The organism is Sphingobium sp. LF-16 (assembly GCF_003711185.1).
Taxonomy (GTDB): domain Bacteria; phylum Pseudomonadota; class Alphaproteobacteria; order Sphingomonadales; family Sphingomonadaceae; genus Sphingobium; species Sphingobium yanoikuyae_A.
Genome location: NZ_CP029335.1, coordinates 1,769,163 through 1,785,152 on the forward strand (window position 1 = coordinate 1,769,163; position 15,990 = coordinate 1,785,152).

General features: G+C 65.4%; 17 protein-coding genes. 11 read left to right on the forward strand and 6 right to left on the reverse strand.

The genetic code is table 11. The features are described 5' to 3' along the window. Window positions 1-7 precede the first annotated feature (7 nt). Window positions 8-607, forward strand: coding sequence for an NAD(P)H:quinone oxidoreductase (wrbA, locus tag DIZ22_RS08285; RefSeq protein ID WP_048936944.1), 600 nt, complete (start codon window positions 8-10; stop codon window positions 605-607). Window positions 608-739: 132 nt separating this feature from the next. Here wrbA and DIZ22_RS08290 read toward each other — a convergent pair whose 3' ends face one another. From DIZ22_RS08290 to DIZ22_RS08300, 3 genes are all read right to left on the reverse strand, one after another. Continuing rightward, entirely contained in the window at window positions 740-2,608 is a 1,869-nt protein-coding gene (locus DIZ22_RS08290; protein ID WP_080993529.1) for a hypothetical protein, read from the reverse strand. Window positions 2,609-2,615: 7 nt separating this feature from the next. Further along, window positions 2,616-3,962, reverse strand: a complete 1,347-nt coding sequence (locus tag DIZ22_RS08295) for a surface lipoprotein assembly modifier (protein ID WP_048936946.1) — start codon at window positions 3,960-3,962, stop codon at window positions 2,616-2,618. A 106-nt stretch (window positions 3,963-4,068) separates the two neighbouring features. Then, window positions 4,069-4,275: a hypothetical protein gene (locus DIZ22_RS08300; protein WP_010339971.1), complete on the reverse strand. Its 207-nt coding sequence runs from the start codon at window positions 4,273-4,275 to the stop codon at window positions 4,069-4,071. A 150-nt stretch (window positions 4,276-4,425) separates the two neighbouring features. On the opposite strand from DIZ22_RS08300, the gene DIZ22_RS08305 reads away from it, so the two are divergent. The 3 genes from DIZ22_RS08305 (at window position 4,426) to DIZ22_RS08315 (ending at window position 6,385) form a co-directional block, all read left to right on the forward strand. Then, window positions 4,426-4,881, forward strand: a complete 456-nt coding sequence (locus tag DIZ22_RS08305; RefSeq protein ID WP_048936947.1) for a carboxymuconolactone decarboxylase family protein — start codon at window positions 4,426-4,428, stop codon at window positions 4,879-4,881. After that, complete coding sequence (locus DIZ22_RS08310) at window positions 4,881-5,741, forward strand: sigma-70 family RNA polymerase sigma factor (RefSeq protein WP_048936948.1); 861 nt, start codon at window positions 4,881-4,883, stop codon at window positions 5,739-5,741. Before DIZ22_RS08305 ends, DIZ22_RS08310 begins: the two co-directional genes overlap by 1 nt. A gap of 89 nt (window positions 5,742-5,830) precedes the next feature. Continuing rightward, window positions 5,831-6,385, forward strand: coding sequence for a hypothetical protein (locus DIZ22_RS08315; protein WP_048936949.1), 555 nt, complete (start codon window positions 5,831-5,833; stop codon window positions 6,383-6,385). A 12-nt stretch (window positions 6,386-6,397) separates the two neighbouring features. Here the strand turns inward: DIZ22_RS08315 and DIZ22_RS08320 are convergent, their stop codons facing one another. Next, a complete protein-coding gene (locus tag DIZ22_RS08320; protein WP_048936950.1) occupies window positions 6,398-7,144 on the reverse strand; it encodes an SDR family NAD(P)-dependent oxidoreductase in 747 nt (248 codons plus the stop codon). A gap of 119 nt (window positions 7,145-7,263) precedes the next feature. Between DIZ22_RS08320 and DIZ22_RS08325 the strand changes: the two genes are divergently transcribed. Then, the gene (locus DIZ22_RS08325) at window positions 7,264-7,950 is read left to right on the forward strand and encodes a TetR/AcrR family transcriptional regulator (RefSeq protein ID WP_122928098.1); all 687 of its coding nucleotides are present in this window, start codon (window positions 7,264-7,266) and stop codon (window positions 7,948-7,950) included. Here the strand turns inward: DIZ22_RS08325 and DIZ22_RS08330 are convergent. Next, entirely contained in the window at window positions 7,947-8,906 is a 960-nt protein-coding gene (locus tag DIZ22_RS08330; protein ID WP_122928099.1) for an acyltransferase family protein, read from the reverse strand. The two genes, DIZ22_RS08325 and DIZ22_RS08330, sit on opposite strands and share 4 nt — an antisense overlap. A gap of 86 nt (window positions 8,907-8,992) precedes the next feature. Here DIZ22_RS08330 and DIZ22_RS08335 point away from each other — a divergent pair, with 86 nt between their 5' ends. From DIZ22_RS08335 to DIZ22_RS08360, 6 genes are all read left to right on the forward strand, one after another. Further along, window positions 8,993-9,673 (forward strand): RNA pseudouridine synthase, encoded by a 681-nt coding sequence (locus DIZ22_RS08335; RefSeq protein ID WP_048936953.1) that lies wholly within the window; start codon window positions 8,993-8,995, stop codon window positions 9,671-9,673. 16 nt (window positions 9,674-9,689) lie between these two features. Next, the gene (gene arfB, locus DIZ22_RS08340) at window positions 9,690-10,115 is read left to right on the forward strand and encodes an alternative ribosome rescue aminoacyl-tRNA hydrolase ArfB (protein WP_048936954.1); all 426 of its coding nucleotides are present in this window, start codon (window positions 9,690-9,692) and stop codon (window positions 10,113-10,115) included. Window positions 10,116-10,253: 138 nt separating this feature from the next. Beyond that, window positions 10,254-11,420 carry a glycosyltransferase family 87 protein gene (locus DIZ22_RS08345; RefSeq protein WP_240626831.1) on the forward strand — a complete coding sequence of 389 codons (1,167 nt, stop codon included), beginning with the start codon at window positions 10,254-10,256 and terminating at the stop codon, window positions 11,418-11,420. Window positions 11,421-11,460: 40 nt separating this feature from the next. Continuing rightward, complete coding sequence (locus DIZ22_RS08350; RefSeq protein ID WP_048936956.1) at window positions 11,461-11,946, forward strand: GAF domain-containing protein; 486 nt, start codon at window positions 11,461-11,463, stop codon at window positions 11,944-11,946. A gap of 130 nt (window positions 11,947-12,076) precedes the next feature. Beyond that, window positions 12,077-12,949, forward strand: a complete 873-nt coding sequence (locus tag DIZ22_RS08355; protein WP_048936957.1) for an RcnB family protein — start codon at window positions 12,077-12,079, stop codon at window positions 12,947-12,949. 66 nt (window positions 12,950-13,015) lie between these two features. Continuing rightward, complete coding sequence (locus DIZ22_RS08360) at window positions 13,016-13,393, forward strand: VOC family protein (RefSeq protein WP_004212180.1); 378 nt, start codon at window positions 13,016-13,018, stop codon at window positions 13,391-13,393. Here DIZ22_RS08360 and DIZ22_RS08365 read toward each other — a convergent pair. Then, a complete protein-coding gene (locus DIZ22_RS08365) occupies window positions 13,374-15,920 on the reverse strand; it encodes a GGDEF domain-containing phosphodiesterase (RefSeq protein ID WP_122928100.1) in 2,547 nt (848 codons plus the stop codon). The genes DIZ22_RS08360 and DIZ22_RS08365 overlap by 20 nt on opposite strands. Between the last annotated feature and the right edge of the window lie 70 nt (window positions 15,921-15,990).

The following is a 15,990-nucleotide window of genomic DNA, read 5'->3' on the forward strand; positions in this document are numbered from 1 at the left end:
CGTGACAATGGCTAAGGTTCTGGTTCTCTATTATTCGTCCTACGGGCATATCGAAACGATGGCCAAGGCCATGGCCGAAGGCGCTGCCGCCGCCGGCGCGCAGGTCGACATCAAGCGCGTGCCCGAAACCGCGCCGCTGGAAGTCGCTAAGGCTGCCCATTTCAAGCTGGACCAGGAAGCCCCGGTCGCGACCGTCGCCGAACTGGCGGATTATGACGCGATCATCATCGGCACCGGCACCCGTTTTGGCCGCATGTCGAGCCAGATGGCTTCGTTCCTGGATCAGGCCGGCGGCCTGTGGGCGCGCGGCGCGCTCAACGGCAAGGTCGGCGGCGCCTTCACCTCGACCGCGTCGCAGCATGGCGGCCAGGAAGTCACCCTCTTCTCGATCATCACCAACCTGCTGCATTTCGGCATGACGATCGTCGGCCTGGACTATGGCTTTGCCGGTCAGATGGGCGTCGACAAGGTGCGTGGCGGTTCGCCCTATGGTGCGACCACCATGGCCGACGGCGACGGCAGCCGTCAGCCGAGCGAGGAAGAACTGGACGGCGCCCGCTATCAGGGCCGCCGGATCGCCGAAACCGCGATCAAATTGCACGGTTAATCGCAACCCGCGCCGTCTGGGGAACGCAGCCTGGCTGCGTTCTTCGGTCGCATGGGTGCGCCACCAGGTTGTAGGGAGCTGGCACGCCGGGACTGCGCGCCAGCTCCTTTTTCTTTCGAACTGGGGGCCGTTCTACTGCGTCTGCTTGCCGACCATGACGCCGCCCATGTTGAGCGTGCCGCCATTGACCGGATCGATCATCCCATAATTCCAGAGCGCAAAGAATTCCTGCGCCTGCGGGCCGGTAAACTGGCCGTTGATGCTGCCATTAGTGGTGCCAATGCCACGAATGGTCATTTCCTTTTCGAACTGTCCCGAAAAGCTGGATGAGCCGACAATGGAACTTCCGGCAAAATTCTGCGCCCCCAGTTCGTAGCGCTGCCCGCTATCGCGATCGGTTGCCACGGGGCGCATCACGCCCGACATTCGGGCCGCGGCGAAATCATAGGAGAGGCTTGCATCGCCCGTGATGACATAGGGCCGCTGCGTTGCACTGGCACTTACGGGCACAGTCGTGATCCCCTGGATGATCGCCGCATAGCTGGCCGAACCAGACCGCGGCATCGCGCCATCCGGCGTCTTGCGGCCATAGGCCAGCACAGTTTCGTTGACGTCGGACTGATACAGACTGGGAACGGGACCAACCGACCAGGTTGCAAAGCTGGTATAGGTCAGCGCAATCGTCGGGTTTCCGGCGCCCGGTTTCAGGACACGGATCTCGATCGGATGTTCGCTGGCGACCCCACCAAATGTTTCCGTCTTCGTGGTCCGATAGACGTCGAAGGACGCATTGCTGGCCGCAGCATCCCTGATCGCGTCGGTCAAGGCGACATCGCTGACCACCGCAAACTGATTGACCACCAGACTGTCGCTATCTTCCGAATAGCGCATGGTGACGGGCGGTGTCGTCAGGCTGGTGATGCGCTGCATATAGCTGTTGGTGGGCGAGGTCAGGATATATTGCGCCTGCATGCCCGTGGTTTCGAACGCCTCATTGACGCGCAGCGCATCCAGCCCGCCATTGGCCGGCAATGTTGCCAGGTCGCGCCCCAGCAGCGTGCCCAAATAGGCGCGCCCTCCTGTCGGCGTGTTCCAGCTCCAGGCCGCGCCAAGTTCCTCATGGTTGGGGCCATAAAAGCGTCCATCGAACGACCCGGCCGGGTTGCTGGGCGCACCGATCGTGAAACTGCCGCTGAAGGCATTGGATCCGGACGCGATCCTGGCGCTGGCATACCAGTTGCTGGTGTCCACCTTTCCGCCATCCGTTCCATAGGTGGAAAAATCACCATTGCCGGTCAGGCCGCCAGAGGCGAAATCAATGTTCAGCGTGCCCGCACCCTTGAGGCCCAGCGCCGTGTCGGCATAGGTGGCAATGCCGTTCAGCGATGCCACAAAAGTTGCGGTGCCGCCGAGCGGCATGGCCGAAGCCTTTGTTTCCACGCCATAGGTAAAGGCATCCGCAGTGGCGCTCACTGCGCTGTTATTTGCTGTGGTGCGTTGCCACACGGCAGCGCCGGCATATTGGAATTGCGGGCTGTCAGGCGTCCCCTTCTCGGCTGCGTTCTTACGAACGGCCAACGTGTCGGTGCGGTTACCCGATTTGTCGACATAAACGTCGAGGTCCGCATTGCTGAGCGCAGCATCCCTGCTCGATACAGCAAAATTCTGCGAACGGTCGGCGGCCGACACCGAATAGCGATTGCTCGACGCATCATAACGGAACGTCAGTGCAGATTTGGCGGCAGTCGCCGTACCTGCTCCATTTGCCGGGAAGCTGGCTGTACCAGCCACCGCATTATTGACGAAAGTTTCCGAAACAAGCGGTGCGACCAGATCCGCATTGGCGCTCGGTGTGGGTGTGGGTGTGGGCGTCGGAGTCGGAGTAGGTGCTGGCGTGGGAGTGGGCGTACTGTTCACGCCACCACCCCCGCCACATGCAGAAAGCGCCAGCATGAAGGCGATCGCGCTCGCGCCGCGAAGAGCCTGTTTCGTCATCTTCATTCCCCCGTCAGAAAACCGAACCGATGCCGAACTCGGCAGAAATTCGGCGATATTGATAGATTTCGATGGTCGAGCGATTGCGTTCCCATTTGAGCCGCGCCAGTGGCGCGAACGGACCGACCTGCAAGGCGCGTAACGTCGCCCCGATGCTCGCGCTCAGTCGATTTTCGATGCGCCGGCGTGGATAAAGAAGCAGCCGGGCATCAGCCTCCAAATGGCTGTATCCCATTGTCGCGACGAAGGTCGTGCGCCCCATTTCGCGGAAGCCATAGACGCTGCCCCCACCACTGACGAAGCTATAACCGCGATCGCGCGCTGCTTCGCGCAGGGCAAACATCTGAACGCCGCCGCCGCCCCGCGCGCTGAAGGCATGATCAAATGCCCCGGCCAGGGTGAAATCATCCGCTGTCTGCAAGGCGTTGCGCTGGTTGCGGACATGGGTAACGCCACCTTCAAGCTGAAGTTGGCTACGTTTTCCCACCGGGTGCAGCAGATTCGCGCTGCCACCATAGCCGGTCGAATAGAGACGGTCGCCATACCAGCGCCAGCTTGGCCCGGCCGCCACGGTAATACGATCCGACCCCGACAGATATTGGGGGCCGACCTGCAACGCCGCACTGATGTCGTTGAAAGAGGCATCGCGATAGAGCGAGGCGCCGACCGACGCGCGCACCAGCAGATCCGCGCCCGGTTCGATGCCGTGGCGCCAATAGCCCTGGCCGCGCAGACTGAGCCCGACACCCGATTTTTCCTGGGCATCCTTGTCGAGCAGGAAATCGCCGATCACCGTTCCAAGCCGATCGGAACGGGTCGCGCGATTGACATTGCTGTCGGGCGCAAGGGCGAGTTCGATCGAACCGCCGAGCGTCTTCCGTGCGCTCAAGGCATTGGCATAGAAGCGCACCATCTGCTCGACCTGTGGCGGCAAGCCGGCAGCCTGTGCCGCGCGCATTTCGCGGCCGGCAGCCCGCACGTCACCGCTGGCAGCCAGCACCCTGGCCAGTTCCAAGCGCACGCGGGCGGCATGGGGTTTTACATCAAGGATATGCCGGAACTCGACCGCCGCATCGCTGTAGCGTTGCAGGTCGTCGGCCAGCATCAGCCCCAGCCGGAAGCGCGCTTCGATCCGCAACTCGGGATCGGCATCGGCGAACAGGGCGCGATAGGCCGCCTGGGCGGTTTCGAAATCGCGTGCCTGTCGCGCGGATTCGGCAACGTCGAAAATCTGTCCGGCCGACAGGATGGCAGGTGTCGATGCGCGTTCCGCATCGACATGCTGCGCACTGGCAACCGACGTCGGCACGCACAGCACCGACGCGACAAGACGCGCCGCGAATCTGATAAAATCCCCCAAGCCCCCTGAGTCCCCACTCAGCAAACCGCCGATATAAGGGCCTTTTTTAGGAGCTCAATGGAATTTTACGATCCGGCAATGTTGGCGTGACCGAACCTTGTGGATGTCATCCCAGCGTCTTGGGCGTGACCCAGACTTCGACCGGGGTGATGAACTTGCCCGGTGCGGGCTTGCCGACGACGACGCGGTCGGCGGTGACCAGTTCGCCATTTTCAAGGTTCAGCGAGACCCAGGGCTTGGGCATGCGCTCGAACTTCATCTTCTGGATGGGCTGGCCGGTGGCCGTGTTCATGATGGTGGCAATGATAGACATAGGGCGCGGCCGCTAGCGCCTGCCCCCGCCCCCTGTCCAGAGCCGGAATCGGCAAAATATTTTCAAGCCCGACGAAAAAAGTTGCTGCCCATGTCACATCGGGCGCGGCCGTCTCGTCATGTCAGCAATAGCAAGCAAAGGAGCTGTATCATGACCGACAAGATCAATCCCTATGCCGCCGCGCCGCAGCTGATGAAGAGCTGGACCGCGCTGTCCACCGCTGTCGCCGACAGCCTGGAGCCGAGCCTGATCGAACTGGTGAAGATCCGTTCGTCGCAGATCAACGGCTGCGCGAACTGCATCAACATGCACACCTATGAAGCGCGCGAGAAGGGCGAGATCGAGCAGCGCATCTACCTGCTGACCGCCTGGCGCGAGGCGCCCTGCTATACCGACCGCGAGCGCGCTGCGCTGGGCTGGACCGAGGCGCTGACCGAAATCGCCAAGGGCCACACCCATGAAGCGGCCAAGGAAGCGCTGAACTGGGAGTTCACCGAGGAGGAACAGGTGAAGCTGACCCTGATGATCAACATCATCAATGGCTGGAACCGCATCGCCGTCGGCTTCAACCTCTGGTACGACATGCCGATGAAGGCAGCAGCCTGATGGCGCGGGGGACGCAGATGGACGCGGCAGCGCGCTTCGACCCGCTGCGTCCCCGCCTGATCCGGGTCGCCTATCGCATGCTGGGATCGGTCGCCGATGCCGAGGATGTGGTGCAGGATGCCTTCATTCGCTGGATGGGCACCGACCATGGCGCGGTGCGCGAGCCCGAAGCCTTTCTCCGCCGCATCGTCACCCGGCTCTGCCTCGACCAGATGAAGTCGGCGCGGGCGCAGCGCGAAACCTATGTCGGCCCCTGGCTGCCCGAGCCGGTTGTCGAGGAAGCGGACGAGGAAGAGGATGTCACCCTACCGCTGATGCTGGCATTGGAGCGGCTGTCGCCGCTGGAGCGGGCAGCCTTCCTGTTGCATGATGTGTTCGGCCTCGCCTTTGACGAGGTGGCGAGGACCATCCGGCGCGATGCTGCCGCCTGTCGTCAGCTCGCCGCCCGCGCGCGCGATCATGTCCGCGACGCCCGCCCCCGTTTCCAGATCGAGAAACAGCGCGGGCTGGAGATTGCCGGCGCCTTCTTCGCCGCGTCGCGCAGCGGCGACATGAGCACATTGGGTGCACTGCTGGCGCAGGATGTCAGCTTCCACAGCGATGGCGGCGGCAAGCGCCCGGCCGCGATCCGCCCGGCGATCGGCCATGGCCAGGTGATGCAGGTCCACAAGGCGCTGGCAGTGCTGTTCGGCAAATATGGATCGACCCTGCTGCGCACCTGCATGGTCAACGGCCTGCCCGGCTTCGTCACGCGCGAGGCCGATGGCGAGTTGCAGACCACCGCACTGGACATAGAGGATGGCCAGGTGACCGCCATCTACATCATGCGCAACCCGGACAAGCTGCGCCATCTGCACTGAATGCTTAATCGCCGGATAAGCCCGTTCCTTGTCAAATTCGCAGCCCCCGCCGCGCCATGGCAGGATCGGGGACCGGGAGCGAAACAGAGATGGTTGGTGCGATCGGCGGCTCGAGCAATGGCTGGGGCCAGTTCAAGAAGGCGATGGAAGAATTTGCCGAAAAGGTTCGGCAGGCGAACCAGAATAGCGGCAGCACGACAGCGAAAGTGACAGAGGCGAGCACACCGGCGGCCACCACGCCGGTTGCGGCCAGCGAGCCGGTCGCCAGCGTCCAGCCGGCGGTCGAAACGACACCAACTGCCGCAGCGACCGCGCCGGCGCCGGCGATCGCAAGCGAATCCGCCGCCGTCGTCAGCGATAGCGTTGCCCTGTCAGCTTCGCTGTCACCCCTGACCTATAGCGCGCCCACGCCAGCGCCGCGATCGCAGGCCGTCGCGGCACCGGAAACCACGCTGGACACGCAATTGTCCGACGCGGGCTATTATGCGTCGCCAGCGGCATCGGCCGTCGCCGACCCGGTCGCTCCCGCCCAGCAGGAGGATGCCGCCGCGCTGAGCCAGGCGCAGGTGATCGCCCAGGCCGCCTACGCCCTGGTCGCCCGCGCCGGCGAGGATCATCGGCTGTCGCTGATCCAGCAGGGCTGACGCCCCGCGCCGTCAGCGCGCCAGATAGCCGCCATCGACCGGATAATAGGTTCCGGTCATGAAGGAAGCGCGATCGGACAGGAGGAAGCTGGTCATGGCAGCGATCTCCTCCGGGCGCGCCAGCCTGTCGAACGCATGCAGGCCGGCGAGGACCGCCCGTTCCGCATCGGTCATGGTCTTGCCGAGTGCCGGGGTTTCGACAAAGCCCGGCCCGACCGCATTCACCCTGATACCCTGGGCGGCATAGTCGAGCGCGGCGGTCTTGGTCATGCCGACGACCGCATGCTTGGACGTCACATAGGCGGCGGAACCGGCCCAGCCGACCGCGCCCAGGATCGAGGCCATGTTGACGATCGCGCCGCCACCGGATTTCAGCATCGCCGGGATCTGATATTTCATGCCGTAGAAGACGCTGTGCAGATCGACGCCGACAACCCGGTGCCAGTCATCGATGGCGATGTCGGCCAGCGGCGTGGACGGCGCGCCGATCCCGGCATTGTTGACCGCCAGATGCAGTCCGCCGAAGGTTTCGACGGCGAAGTCGACACTGGCGCTGACCGCCTGTGCATCGCTGACATCGACCTTGAAGGCGCGCGCCCGATCCTCGCCACAGGATTGCGCGAGACGCTGCGCCCCCGCTTCGTCGAAATCGGCGATGACGACCTTCGCGCCTTCCGCCAGCAAATCCTTCACCACCGCTTCGCCGATGCCCGATGCACCGCCGGTGACGATCGCGACCCGATCCTGAAACAACGCCATTCCAACTGCTCCTTGATTATCGCCGCCGGGCGACGGCATGACCGATGGGAAATAAACTCGACTCAAAGTATCCGGTTCCGTATCCTTTTATGCCGGAGCCGAATGGAAGGAAAGCAGGGATGGCCGCCGACACCAGCCAGCGGGCTGACGGATCAGGGAGCGACGGATCGGCGCGGCCGACCGGCCGGCCATCGCGCGAGGCGGCCGAACAGATTGAAGCGACGATGCTGGATGCGGCATTGGCGACCTTCATCGAGGCCGGTTTCCAGGGGGCCAGCATGGAAGCCATCGCCCGCCGCGCCGGCGTGACCAAGCGCACCCTCTATCGCCGCGCGCGGACCAAGTCGGACCTGTTCGTCGAGGTGGTCGAGCGCCTAGCCCGCCAGTCGGGCATGCCCAATCTGGCGCGGGTCGAGGCCGGCCCGCTGGAACAGCGTTTACAGGCGGCGGGCGAGATTTTGCTCGGCTGGCTGCTCAATCCCCATGCGATCGCGCTGTATCGCATGATCGTGGCCGAGGCTGCGCGTCAGCCGGGGCTGGCGCTCAGCGTCGATGGCCCGTTCCAGCGCGCCAGCACGGCGATCGCGGCCATCCTGGCCGAGGATGGCGCCCGGCCGGCAGAGACGGTCAGGATGGGCGCGGACATGTTCGTGCGGCTGGTCGCCGGCGAAGCGCTGGACCGGGCGGCGCAAGGGATCGAGCCGGCTGGCGTTTCAGACCGAACGCATGCGCGCGCCATGGCGGCCATCGCCTTCTTCCTGGCGGGCTGGCGATCCTGGCCAGCGTCGGCGCCGTCCTTGCCCTAGAGCATCCAGCGGCTGAGGCGCGGGAACAGGCGGATGAAGTGCCACAGGGCAAGGGGCGCCAGCAGCGCGAGCGCGAGCAGCCAGGGCCTGGCCAGATAGGGCGTGCCATAATGGATGATCGCGACGTGCAGATACATGATGACCAGTGACGCCCGGCCAAGCGCGGCGAGCGGGGCGGAGACTGGCGCGAGCCGCGCCGAGAGGCGGAAGAGCAGCAGCGACGTCGCGATGCCGGACGCGATCGAGAGCAGCGGCCAGCCATAGTCGGCCGCCTTCATGTTGAGGGTCGGCAGCCAGCCGGCCAGCCCTGCCAGCGCGAGCAGGCCGAGCGGCGCGATCCAGAGATTGCGCCAGTGCAATCGGGGCCAGAGCGCGCCGACCCAGAGCAGGATCATCGCCATCGGCACGCTCAGCAGGCCGAGCGGCGAGGCCGGCGTCATCCAGCCCAGCCCCTCCGCCAGCACCAGCAGTCCCGGCATCAGGATCAGCCAGCGCCGGTCGCGCGGATCGGGCCAGCGGTTGAGCGCGAGGTTGAACAGGATGCGCGCCAGCATCAGGCAGGGCACGAACCAGAAGATGGTATAGGGGCCGCGCAGCCAATAGCCGCCGAGCAGGATCAGCAGCAGATCGCGCGGCCATTGGTGGAAGATCGGCAGATTGCCCTTGGCCGGTTCGATGATATGATCCGCCAGGATCAGCAGCGCGAGGAAGATGGCATAGGGGCGCATCTGGCCGAGCAACTGGCGCCGGGTGAAGGCGCCGACCGGATGCGGGCGCGAGAGCATCCCCGACAGCAGGAAGAAGAGCGGCATGTGGAAGCTGTACATGGCGTCGCGCAAGGGCCCACGCGTCCAGACATGGCCGAACACCACGGCGATGATGCCGATGCCGCGCGCGACATCGACCCAGTCGAGCCGCTGCGGCGCATGTTGATAGGCAAGGCCCCTATTCTCCATCGGTTCCACGCCCTATAGGATGCGGCGTGGGCGTCAATCGCCCAGCCAGATTACCCGGACGCCAGATTTCCCGATCGGATTGATATTTGACCCTGCTTAGCGACAAAGTGCTGTTCATCGATGGCGAGGCCATCATCCTCGACAAGCCCGCCGGCCTGCCGGTCGACGCGCCGCGCGACGGATCGATCAGCCTTGAAAACCACCTCGCCTCGCTGACCTTCGGCTTTCAGCGCTGGCCGCTGGCGGTCCACCGGCTGGACCGCGACACCAGCGGCTGCCTGCTGCTCGCGCGCAACCCCAAGGCGCACAAGCGCTTTGCCGCCGCGTTCGAGGCCGGCACGGTCGAGAAGCGCTATGTCGCGGTGCTGGAGGGCGTGCCCGAGGCGGACGAAGGCACGATCGCCCTGTCGCTCAAGAAGGTGAGCACGCCGAGCCAGGGCTGGCGCATGATCGCGGCGAAGGCGGGCAAGCCCGCCGTCACCCATTGGCGCAAGCTGGCGGTGAAGGACGGCCGCGCGCTGATCGCCTTCACGCCCGAGACCGGCCGCACCCACCAGATCCGCGTCCATGCCCAGCATGGGCTGGGCTTCGGCATCGTCGGCGACCCGGTCTATGGCGACGGAAAGGGCGCGATGCTGCTGCACAGCCGCTTCCTGAGCGTGCCGCGCGGCGACAACAAGCCGCCGGCGCAGGCGACCGCGCCGCTGCCGCAGAGCTTCGTCGATGCAGGTTTCGGCCCCGAGATATTGGAGGAGGCCGGGCTGTAAGCCCCGGCCCTGCGCCATGGTCGCCATCCCGGTCACCCGCTCCATCGCGATCGACAGCGACGAGATTGTCGAGAGCTTCGCGCGCGCGTCGGGGCCGGGCGGCCAGCATGTGAACACCACCGACAGCGCGGTGATGCTGCGCTTCGACGTCGCCGCCTCGCCAGGGCTGCCCGATGTAGTGAAGCAGCGGCTGGCGGACCTGGCCGGATCGCGCATGACCCGCGAGGGCGTGCTGATCCTGCGCAGCGAGGGCGCGCGATCGCAGCTGCTCAACCGGCAGGAGGTGCGCGAGCGGCTGTTCGCGCTGATCCGCGAGGCGACGATCGTGCCCAAGAAGCGGCGCCCGACCAAGCCGACCAAGGCATCGCAGAAGCGCCGCGTCGACGGCAAGGTCAAGCGCGCCGCCGTGAAACAGGGACGCGGCCGGGTCAGGATGGACTGAATCTAGCGGCCATTTACGAATTAACCATCATTGCCTTGCTAGGAAGGGCTGAGCGCAGGACTGCGTTCCCAGCTTCCCGAGGATGCCATGCCGGCCGAACGCCCTATTCTTCTGCCACCGCGCCCCTGGAACTGGTTCATGTGGGTTGCCGCCACCTTCTTGGGCGCCTTCCTGATCCTCTCGGATTTGCGCCAACTTGACGGCCTGCACCTGCCCGAAGCCCGACTTCTGATCGGCCGCGATTTCCTCAATGTCTGGTCCGGCGGAACGCTCGCACTGACCGACCAGCTTGAGCGTCTCTATGATTTTCAGTCCTATATGGACTGGCAGGCCGGGCTTTTCGGCCCGCTGGAGATGCTGAACTACTCCTATCCTCCGCATAGCCTGTTCCTGGCGATACCCTTTGCGCTGTTTCCCTATCCGGTTGCGCTCGCCCTGTGGACGGGCCTTGGCGCCATCTTCTTTGCCTGGGCGGCCCGTCCCTACATACCGGCCGGCCTGTCCTCCTGGCTTGCGCTGCTGACGCCGGCGGCGATCGTCAATATCTGGGTCGGCCATTATGGGTTCGTCATTGGCGGCCTGTGGCTGCTGTTCTTCGCCCAGTTGCGCCATGCGCCGGTCCGCGCCGGCCTTGTCGCCGGGCTGCTGACGCTCAAGCCCCATCTGGGCCTGCTGATTGCCCTGACGCTGGTCCATCGCAGGGCCTTCCGGGCGATAGGCGCGGCACTCGCCGTCACCCTGGGGCTGATCGGGCTGAGCGGCTTGGCGTTCGGCTTCGATCTCTGGCCCACCTGGCTGACGGATACCTCTGCCCTCCAAACCCGGATCATGACCGCCGAAGGCGAGAAATTCTATTTCTTCATGATGACATCGGCCTATGTCGCGCTGCGCGCGGGGCCTTATTGGCTGCCGCTGCTGGCCCAGACCCTGTTTGCGGGCAGCGCGCTCTACATGGTCTGGCGCGCGCGTCACTGCACCGTCCATCAACTGGCCTTCATCACGGCCACCGCGACGGCCCTGATCACCCCCTATATCTTCAACTATGACCTGACGGTTTGCTGCCTTGGCTTCGCGATCCTGCTTTATGGCCAATGGCACGCGCTTCATCGCAAAGAGCGGATCATCCTGTGGATGGCCTTTGCCGCGCCCTTGCTGGTGATGGCGTGGAACCTCATTGCACCGATCGCCCTGCTTGCCGGCCTTGTCGTCCAGATACGCTGCTACACGGGCATATCCTATGCAGATCTGCTGTTGCCGGCCCCTCTCAAGCGGCGATTGATCGATAAACCCCTCCCGACATCCTAGCCTCTGGCCGAGCGGTGCGGGCCATCCTATATGCGTGCCCATGTATGATTTCGCCCCCGCTGCCGACGCCAACAAGGCGACGCTTTACGCCGATCTTCTGTCCGCTGCCGACGCGCTAACCCGCGACGAACCCGATGCTGTCGCCAATATGGCGAACCTGTCGGCGCTGATCTGGCAGTTCCTGCCCGACCTCAACTGGGCGGGCTTCTATCGCATGGTCGAGGATGAGCTGGTGCTGGGGCCTTTTCAGGGCAAGGCGGCCTGCATCCGCATCCCGCTGGGCCGCGGCGTGTGCGGCACCGCCGCGCAGACGCGCGAGACGCAGTTGGTGGCCGATGTCCATGCCTTCCCCGGCCATATCGCCTGCGACGCGGCGAGTGCGTCCGAGATCGTCGTGCCGGTGGTGCATGACGGCCGGCTGATAGGCGTGCTGGACCTGGACAGCCCCCGCCCCGCCCGGTTCGACAGTGCCGACCAGCAGGGGCTGGAAGCGCTGGTCGCGCGGGTCGCCGGCCGCATCGGCTGATCGCCGCCCTGCCCCGTTCCGGGACAGGATTTCATAAGCCGAACATGGCGTTGCACGGATCGTCATGCTAATTTCCGCGTTAGCATGATGACCGTGCGGGCGGCCCGACGCCCCTGCAGGAACAGGGAGCATGATGATGGCCGCGCGCTTATTCTTCGCCAGCAGCGCCATGGCGCTGATCGCCAGCCTTGCAGGGCCGGTTGCCGCGCAGGCACCGGTCGCATCCGGCACGAGCGTGGTCCGTACCACCACCACGGCGACGACAACGACCGCCACTGCCCATCGCTGGGGGCCGCGCTATGACGGGCGCTGGTATGCCGGCTGGGCCGCGCCGGGCGGCTGGCAAAGCTATCAGCGGCCACGCGTGGGCTTTGCCCTGCCCGCCTACTGGGTCCATCCGCGCTTCTTCATCGCCAATTATGGCGCCTATGGCCTGCCGGCGCCGACCACCGGCTATGGCTGGTCGCGCTATTATGACGATGCGGTGATGACCGACCAATATGGCCGGGTGCGCGACGTGCGCAGCGGCATCGACTGGTCGCGTTATGAAGGCGGCTATGAAGAGGGAGCGCCGCAGCCGGCCGTCATCGCCAGTTCCGGTGGCGAGGCCGGCTATAGCGCGCCCGACGACATGGTGACCTATAGCCCCGCGCCACAGCCCGCACCACAGCCCGCACCGTCCAGCCGCCCCGGCGTGGACTATGATGCGCCCGCCTATGCCAGCAGCGCCGTCAGCCCGAGCGCGTCGACGGTGACGACTGTTGCGGCGGCTCCGACGCCTCCGCCAGCATCGGTGGCGGCGACGAGCGGCACGCACTGGTCGAACCAGCCGGCGACCACGACCGTCGTGTCGGCCGCTCCGCCGGTGCCCGGCCTGCCGCCGGGCGGCTATATTTCGGGCGGCTTCTATTATCCACCGCCGCTGGTGACGACCATCATCATCAATCCCGACGGCACGACCCAGGCGACCACCCGCTATGCGACCGAGGCGACGCCGCGCTGAACCGTCCGGAACCGCGACCATGGGTTGGTGCGTTGACGGGCGGGATCAGGCGACGGGAGGGGCGTTATGCTGCATCATGTATCGGTGGGCACCAATGATGTGGCGCGGGCGCGGGCCTTCTACGACCCGCTGATGGCGCTGCTGGGCTATCGCAGCCTGCGCGACCATCCCCATTCGCTCGACTATGGCGTGACCGACGTGGTGTTCAGCGTCGAGACACCGGTCGATGGCGCGCCCGCGAGCGCCGGCAACGGCATCCATATCTGCTTCGTCGCGGCCGATCGCGGCGCGGTCGACGGATTTCATCGACTGGCGCTGGAGCTGGGCGGCAGCGATGCCGGGCCGCCGGGCGTGCGGCCGCAATATGACGATCATTATTATGGCGCCTTCGTGCGCGATCCCGATGGCAACAAGATAGAGGCGGTCACTTTTTCGGCGCGATAGGCGCCGCGCCGCGCGCAGCCAGGACCGATGCGGCGGGCTGTGGCCGGCCATAATGATAGCCCTGCGCGATATGGCAGCCATGCTGGAGCAGCAAAGCGGCCTGTTCGGCGGTCTCCACGCCCTCGGCCACCACCTCCATGCGGAAGCTGCTGCCCAGCTTGATGACGGCGTCGACGATGGCGGCGTCGCCCGCATCGCTGTCGACATGGCTGACGAAGCTGCGGTCGATCTTCAGCACATTGACCGGATATTGCTTGAGGTGGCTGAGCGAGGCGAAGCCGGTGCCAAAATCGTCGAGGGCGATACGCACCCCGCCCCGCGCGAACCGATCAAGCGCGCGCGCGACCTGATCGGCGCCGCGACCAAGGAAGACCGACTCGGTCACTTCGATCTCGAAATTCTGTGCCGGCACGCCATGCTGATCCAGTCGAGCGAGGACATGATCGGCAAAATCGGCCTGAAGCAGATCCGCCGCCGAGGCGTTGACGGCCACCCGGCCGGGATCGAAGCCCATCCGGAGCCAGGCCGCCATGTCGTGCAGCACCGCGTCGAGCATGAGGTCGGTCAGGCGGATGGCCAGTTCGCCATGCTCGAAGGCGGCGGCGATGGTAGCGGGCGCCTGCACCCCGAGCCGGGGATGCTGCCAGCGCAGCAACGCCTCATAACCCAGCACCTGCCCGCTGCGCATGTCGACCTTGGGCTGATAATAGGGTTCGACCAGCCGCTCGGCGATCACCTGGCGCGCCATGTGGATCATCGAACTGCGCTGCTGCGCGTCGGCGCGCAACTGGGAATGGAACATGGTGAGCCGGCTGCGGCCGCTCGCCTTCGATGCATAGAGCGCCAGGTCGGCCGCCTTGAACAGTTCATGCGCATCGTCACCATGCTCGCCGAACACGGCGCCACCGACGCTGACCCCGGCTTCGAGCAATTGCCCCTGATAGGCGAAGGGCACCCGCATCTTGTCCAATATCGCCTGGCTGCAGGCCTGCACGGTCGCACTATCCACCAGCGAGGCGGCGATCAGGCCGAACTCGTCCCCACCCAGGCGACCGACCACCGCATCGACCGGCGCCGCCGCGGCCAGCCGCTCGGCAAAGCCGCAGAGCAGCGCATCGCCCGCGTCATGGCCGAGCGAATCGTTGATCCGCTTGAGGTCATCGATGTCGAACAGCATCAGGCCGAAGCCCGCGCCGGTCGGGCGCGCCTGATCCGCCAGTTCCTCCAGCACGCCCTGCCACAATGTCCGGTTGGGCAGCCGCGTCATCGGATCATGGGTGGCGGCCCAGCGGATACGTTCTTCCGCATCGCGCTGTTCGGTGACGTCAAGGAAGGTGACGATGATCCGCCGCAACTGGCCGACTTCCGTGCGCGTCGCCCAGCCGGTGCTGCGGATCCAGCGCAGCGCGCCATTGTCGGCGCGATGGACGCGCAGGGTCGCCTCGAAATGCGGCGGCAGGACATTGGCGGCGACGCCGTCCATCATCGCTTTGAGCTTGTGGCGATCATCGGGATGGACGAGCGACAGGGCCAGTTCCGTGGTCGCCGGCGCATCCGCCGTCAGGCCCAGCATCGCCCGGAATTCCGCCGACCAGCTGCGCTGGCCCGAACGGGCGTCATAGTCCCAGATGCCGAGCCGCGCCGATTGCACCGCGAGGCGGAAATGCTCCTCGCTCTCGGCCACCGCCTGCTGCGCCAGCTTCTGATTATGGATATCCTCCAGCGTGCCATACCAGCGGATGATCGCGCCCTTGCCATCGCGCCGGGCGGCCGCGCGGGCGCGCATCCAGCGATAGCTGCCGTCGCGCAGGCGCAGGCGATAATCGACATCGACCGGATCGCCCGACTGGAGCCGTTCGCGCCACAACGTCAGGGTCCGGTCCATGTCGTCGGGATGCAGGGCGTTGATCCAGCCGGCGCCCATCGCCTGTTCGGGCGAGCTGCCGGTCAGATCGCGCCAGCGCGGCCCGACCTCCTCGATCGCGCCATCGGGCGTGGCGGTCCAGGGAACCTGGGGGCTGAGTTCTACCGACCAGCGATGATGTTCGCGACTTTCCGCCAGTGCGGTTTCCAGCAATTCAGCCTGTTTGTCGCGACGATCATGCATATCCTCGACCGTTCCATACCAGCGCCATGCCCCTGCGGGCATTGCCTGCCGCGTCATGCGGAGCAGGCACCAGCGGCTTGCGCCATCTGCGCAACGCAGGCGAACGACCAGCGGTTCCGGCTGCGACGACGCGGCAGCGGCCCGTATGATGATCCCGATATCGACCGAATCAAAGCCCTTGCGCCAGCCATGGCGCATCAGCCCCATGCGAAGCCCCCCGCCCCGCACCTCGCCCTCGACCCAGTAGGTCAGCAGCCGACCGCGATAATCCGCGAACCAGTGAATGACGGGTGGGCGTACATACTTGATCTTGGCTGATAATGTCCTGTGCGCGATGTTAGCGCCGGACGGCATATGGGCCGCTGGCCCGCCAAGTTCGCGGGCGCCATCGGCAAAGCGCCGATCAGCGAAGCGATCCATCGCCCATCCCCGATTGCCGTGCCGCCCTGTTCGTCATGGCAGCGATGATGCAGGAAAAGCTTAAACAAGC

Coding starts and splice junctions, on each gene's coding strand:
- wrbA (WP_048936944.1), top strand. CDS start 8: ATGGCTAAGGTTCTGGTTCTCTATTATTCGTCCTACGGGCATATCGAA.
- DIZ22_RS08315 (WP_048936949.1), top strand. CDS start 5,831: ATGGTTGGTGCGATCGGCGGCTCGAGCAATGGCTGGGGCCAGTTCAAG.
- DIZ22_RS08325 (WP_122928098.1), top strand. CDS start 7,264: ATGGCCGCCGACACCAGCCAGCGGGCTGACGGATCAGGGAGCGACGGA.
- DIZ22_RS08290 (WP_080993529.1), bottom strand. CDS start 2,608: ATGAAGATGACGAAACAGGCTCTTCGCGGCGCGAGCGCGATCGCCTTC.
- DIZ22_RS08345 (WP_240626831.1), top strand. CDS start 10,254: ATGTGGGTTGCCGCCACCTTCTTGGGCGCCTTCCTGATCCTCTCGGAT.
- DIZ22_RS08360 (WP_004212180.1), top strand. CDS start 13,016: ATGCTGCATCATGTATCGGTGGGCACCAATGATGTGGCGCGGGCGCGG.
- arfB (WP_048936954.1), top strand. CDS start 9,690: ATGGTCGCCATCCCGGTCACCCGCTCCATCGCGATCGACAGCGACGAG.
- DIZ22_RS08310 (WP_048936948.1), top strand. CDS start 4,881: ATGGCGCGGGGGACGCAGATGGACGCGGCAGCGCGCTTCGACCCGCTG.
- DIZ22_RS08365 (WP_122928100.1), bottom strand. CDS start 15,920: ATGGATCGCTTCGCTGATCGGCGCTTTGCCGATGGCGCCCGCGAACTT.
- DIZ22_RS08355 (WP_048936957.1), top strand. CDS start 12,077: ATGATGATGGCCGCGCGCTTATTCTTCGCCAGCAGCGCCATGGCGCTG.
- DIZ22_RS08305 (WP_048936947.1), top strand. CDS start 4,426: ATGACCGACAAGATCAATCCCTATGCCGCCGCGCCGCAGCTGATGAAG.
- DIZ22_RS08320 (WP_048936950.1), bottom strand. CDS start 7,144: ATGGCGTTGTTTCAGGATCGGGTCGCGATCGTCACCGGCGGTGCATCG.
- DIZ22_RS08330 (WP_122928099.1), bottom strand. CDS start 8,906: ATGGAGAATAGGGGCCTTGCCTATCAACATGCGCCGCAGCGGCTCGAC.
- DIZ22_RS08300 (WP_010339971.1), bottom strand. CDS start 4,275: ATGTCTATCATTGCCACCATCATGAACACGGCCACCGGCCAGCCCATC.
- DIZ22_RS08350 (WP_048936956.1), top strand. CDS start 11,461: ATGTATGATTTCGCCCCCGCTGCCGACGCCAACAAGGCGACGCTTTAC.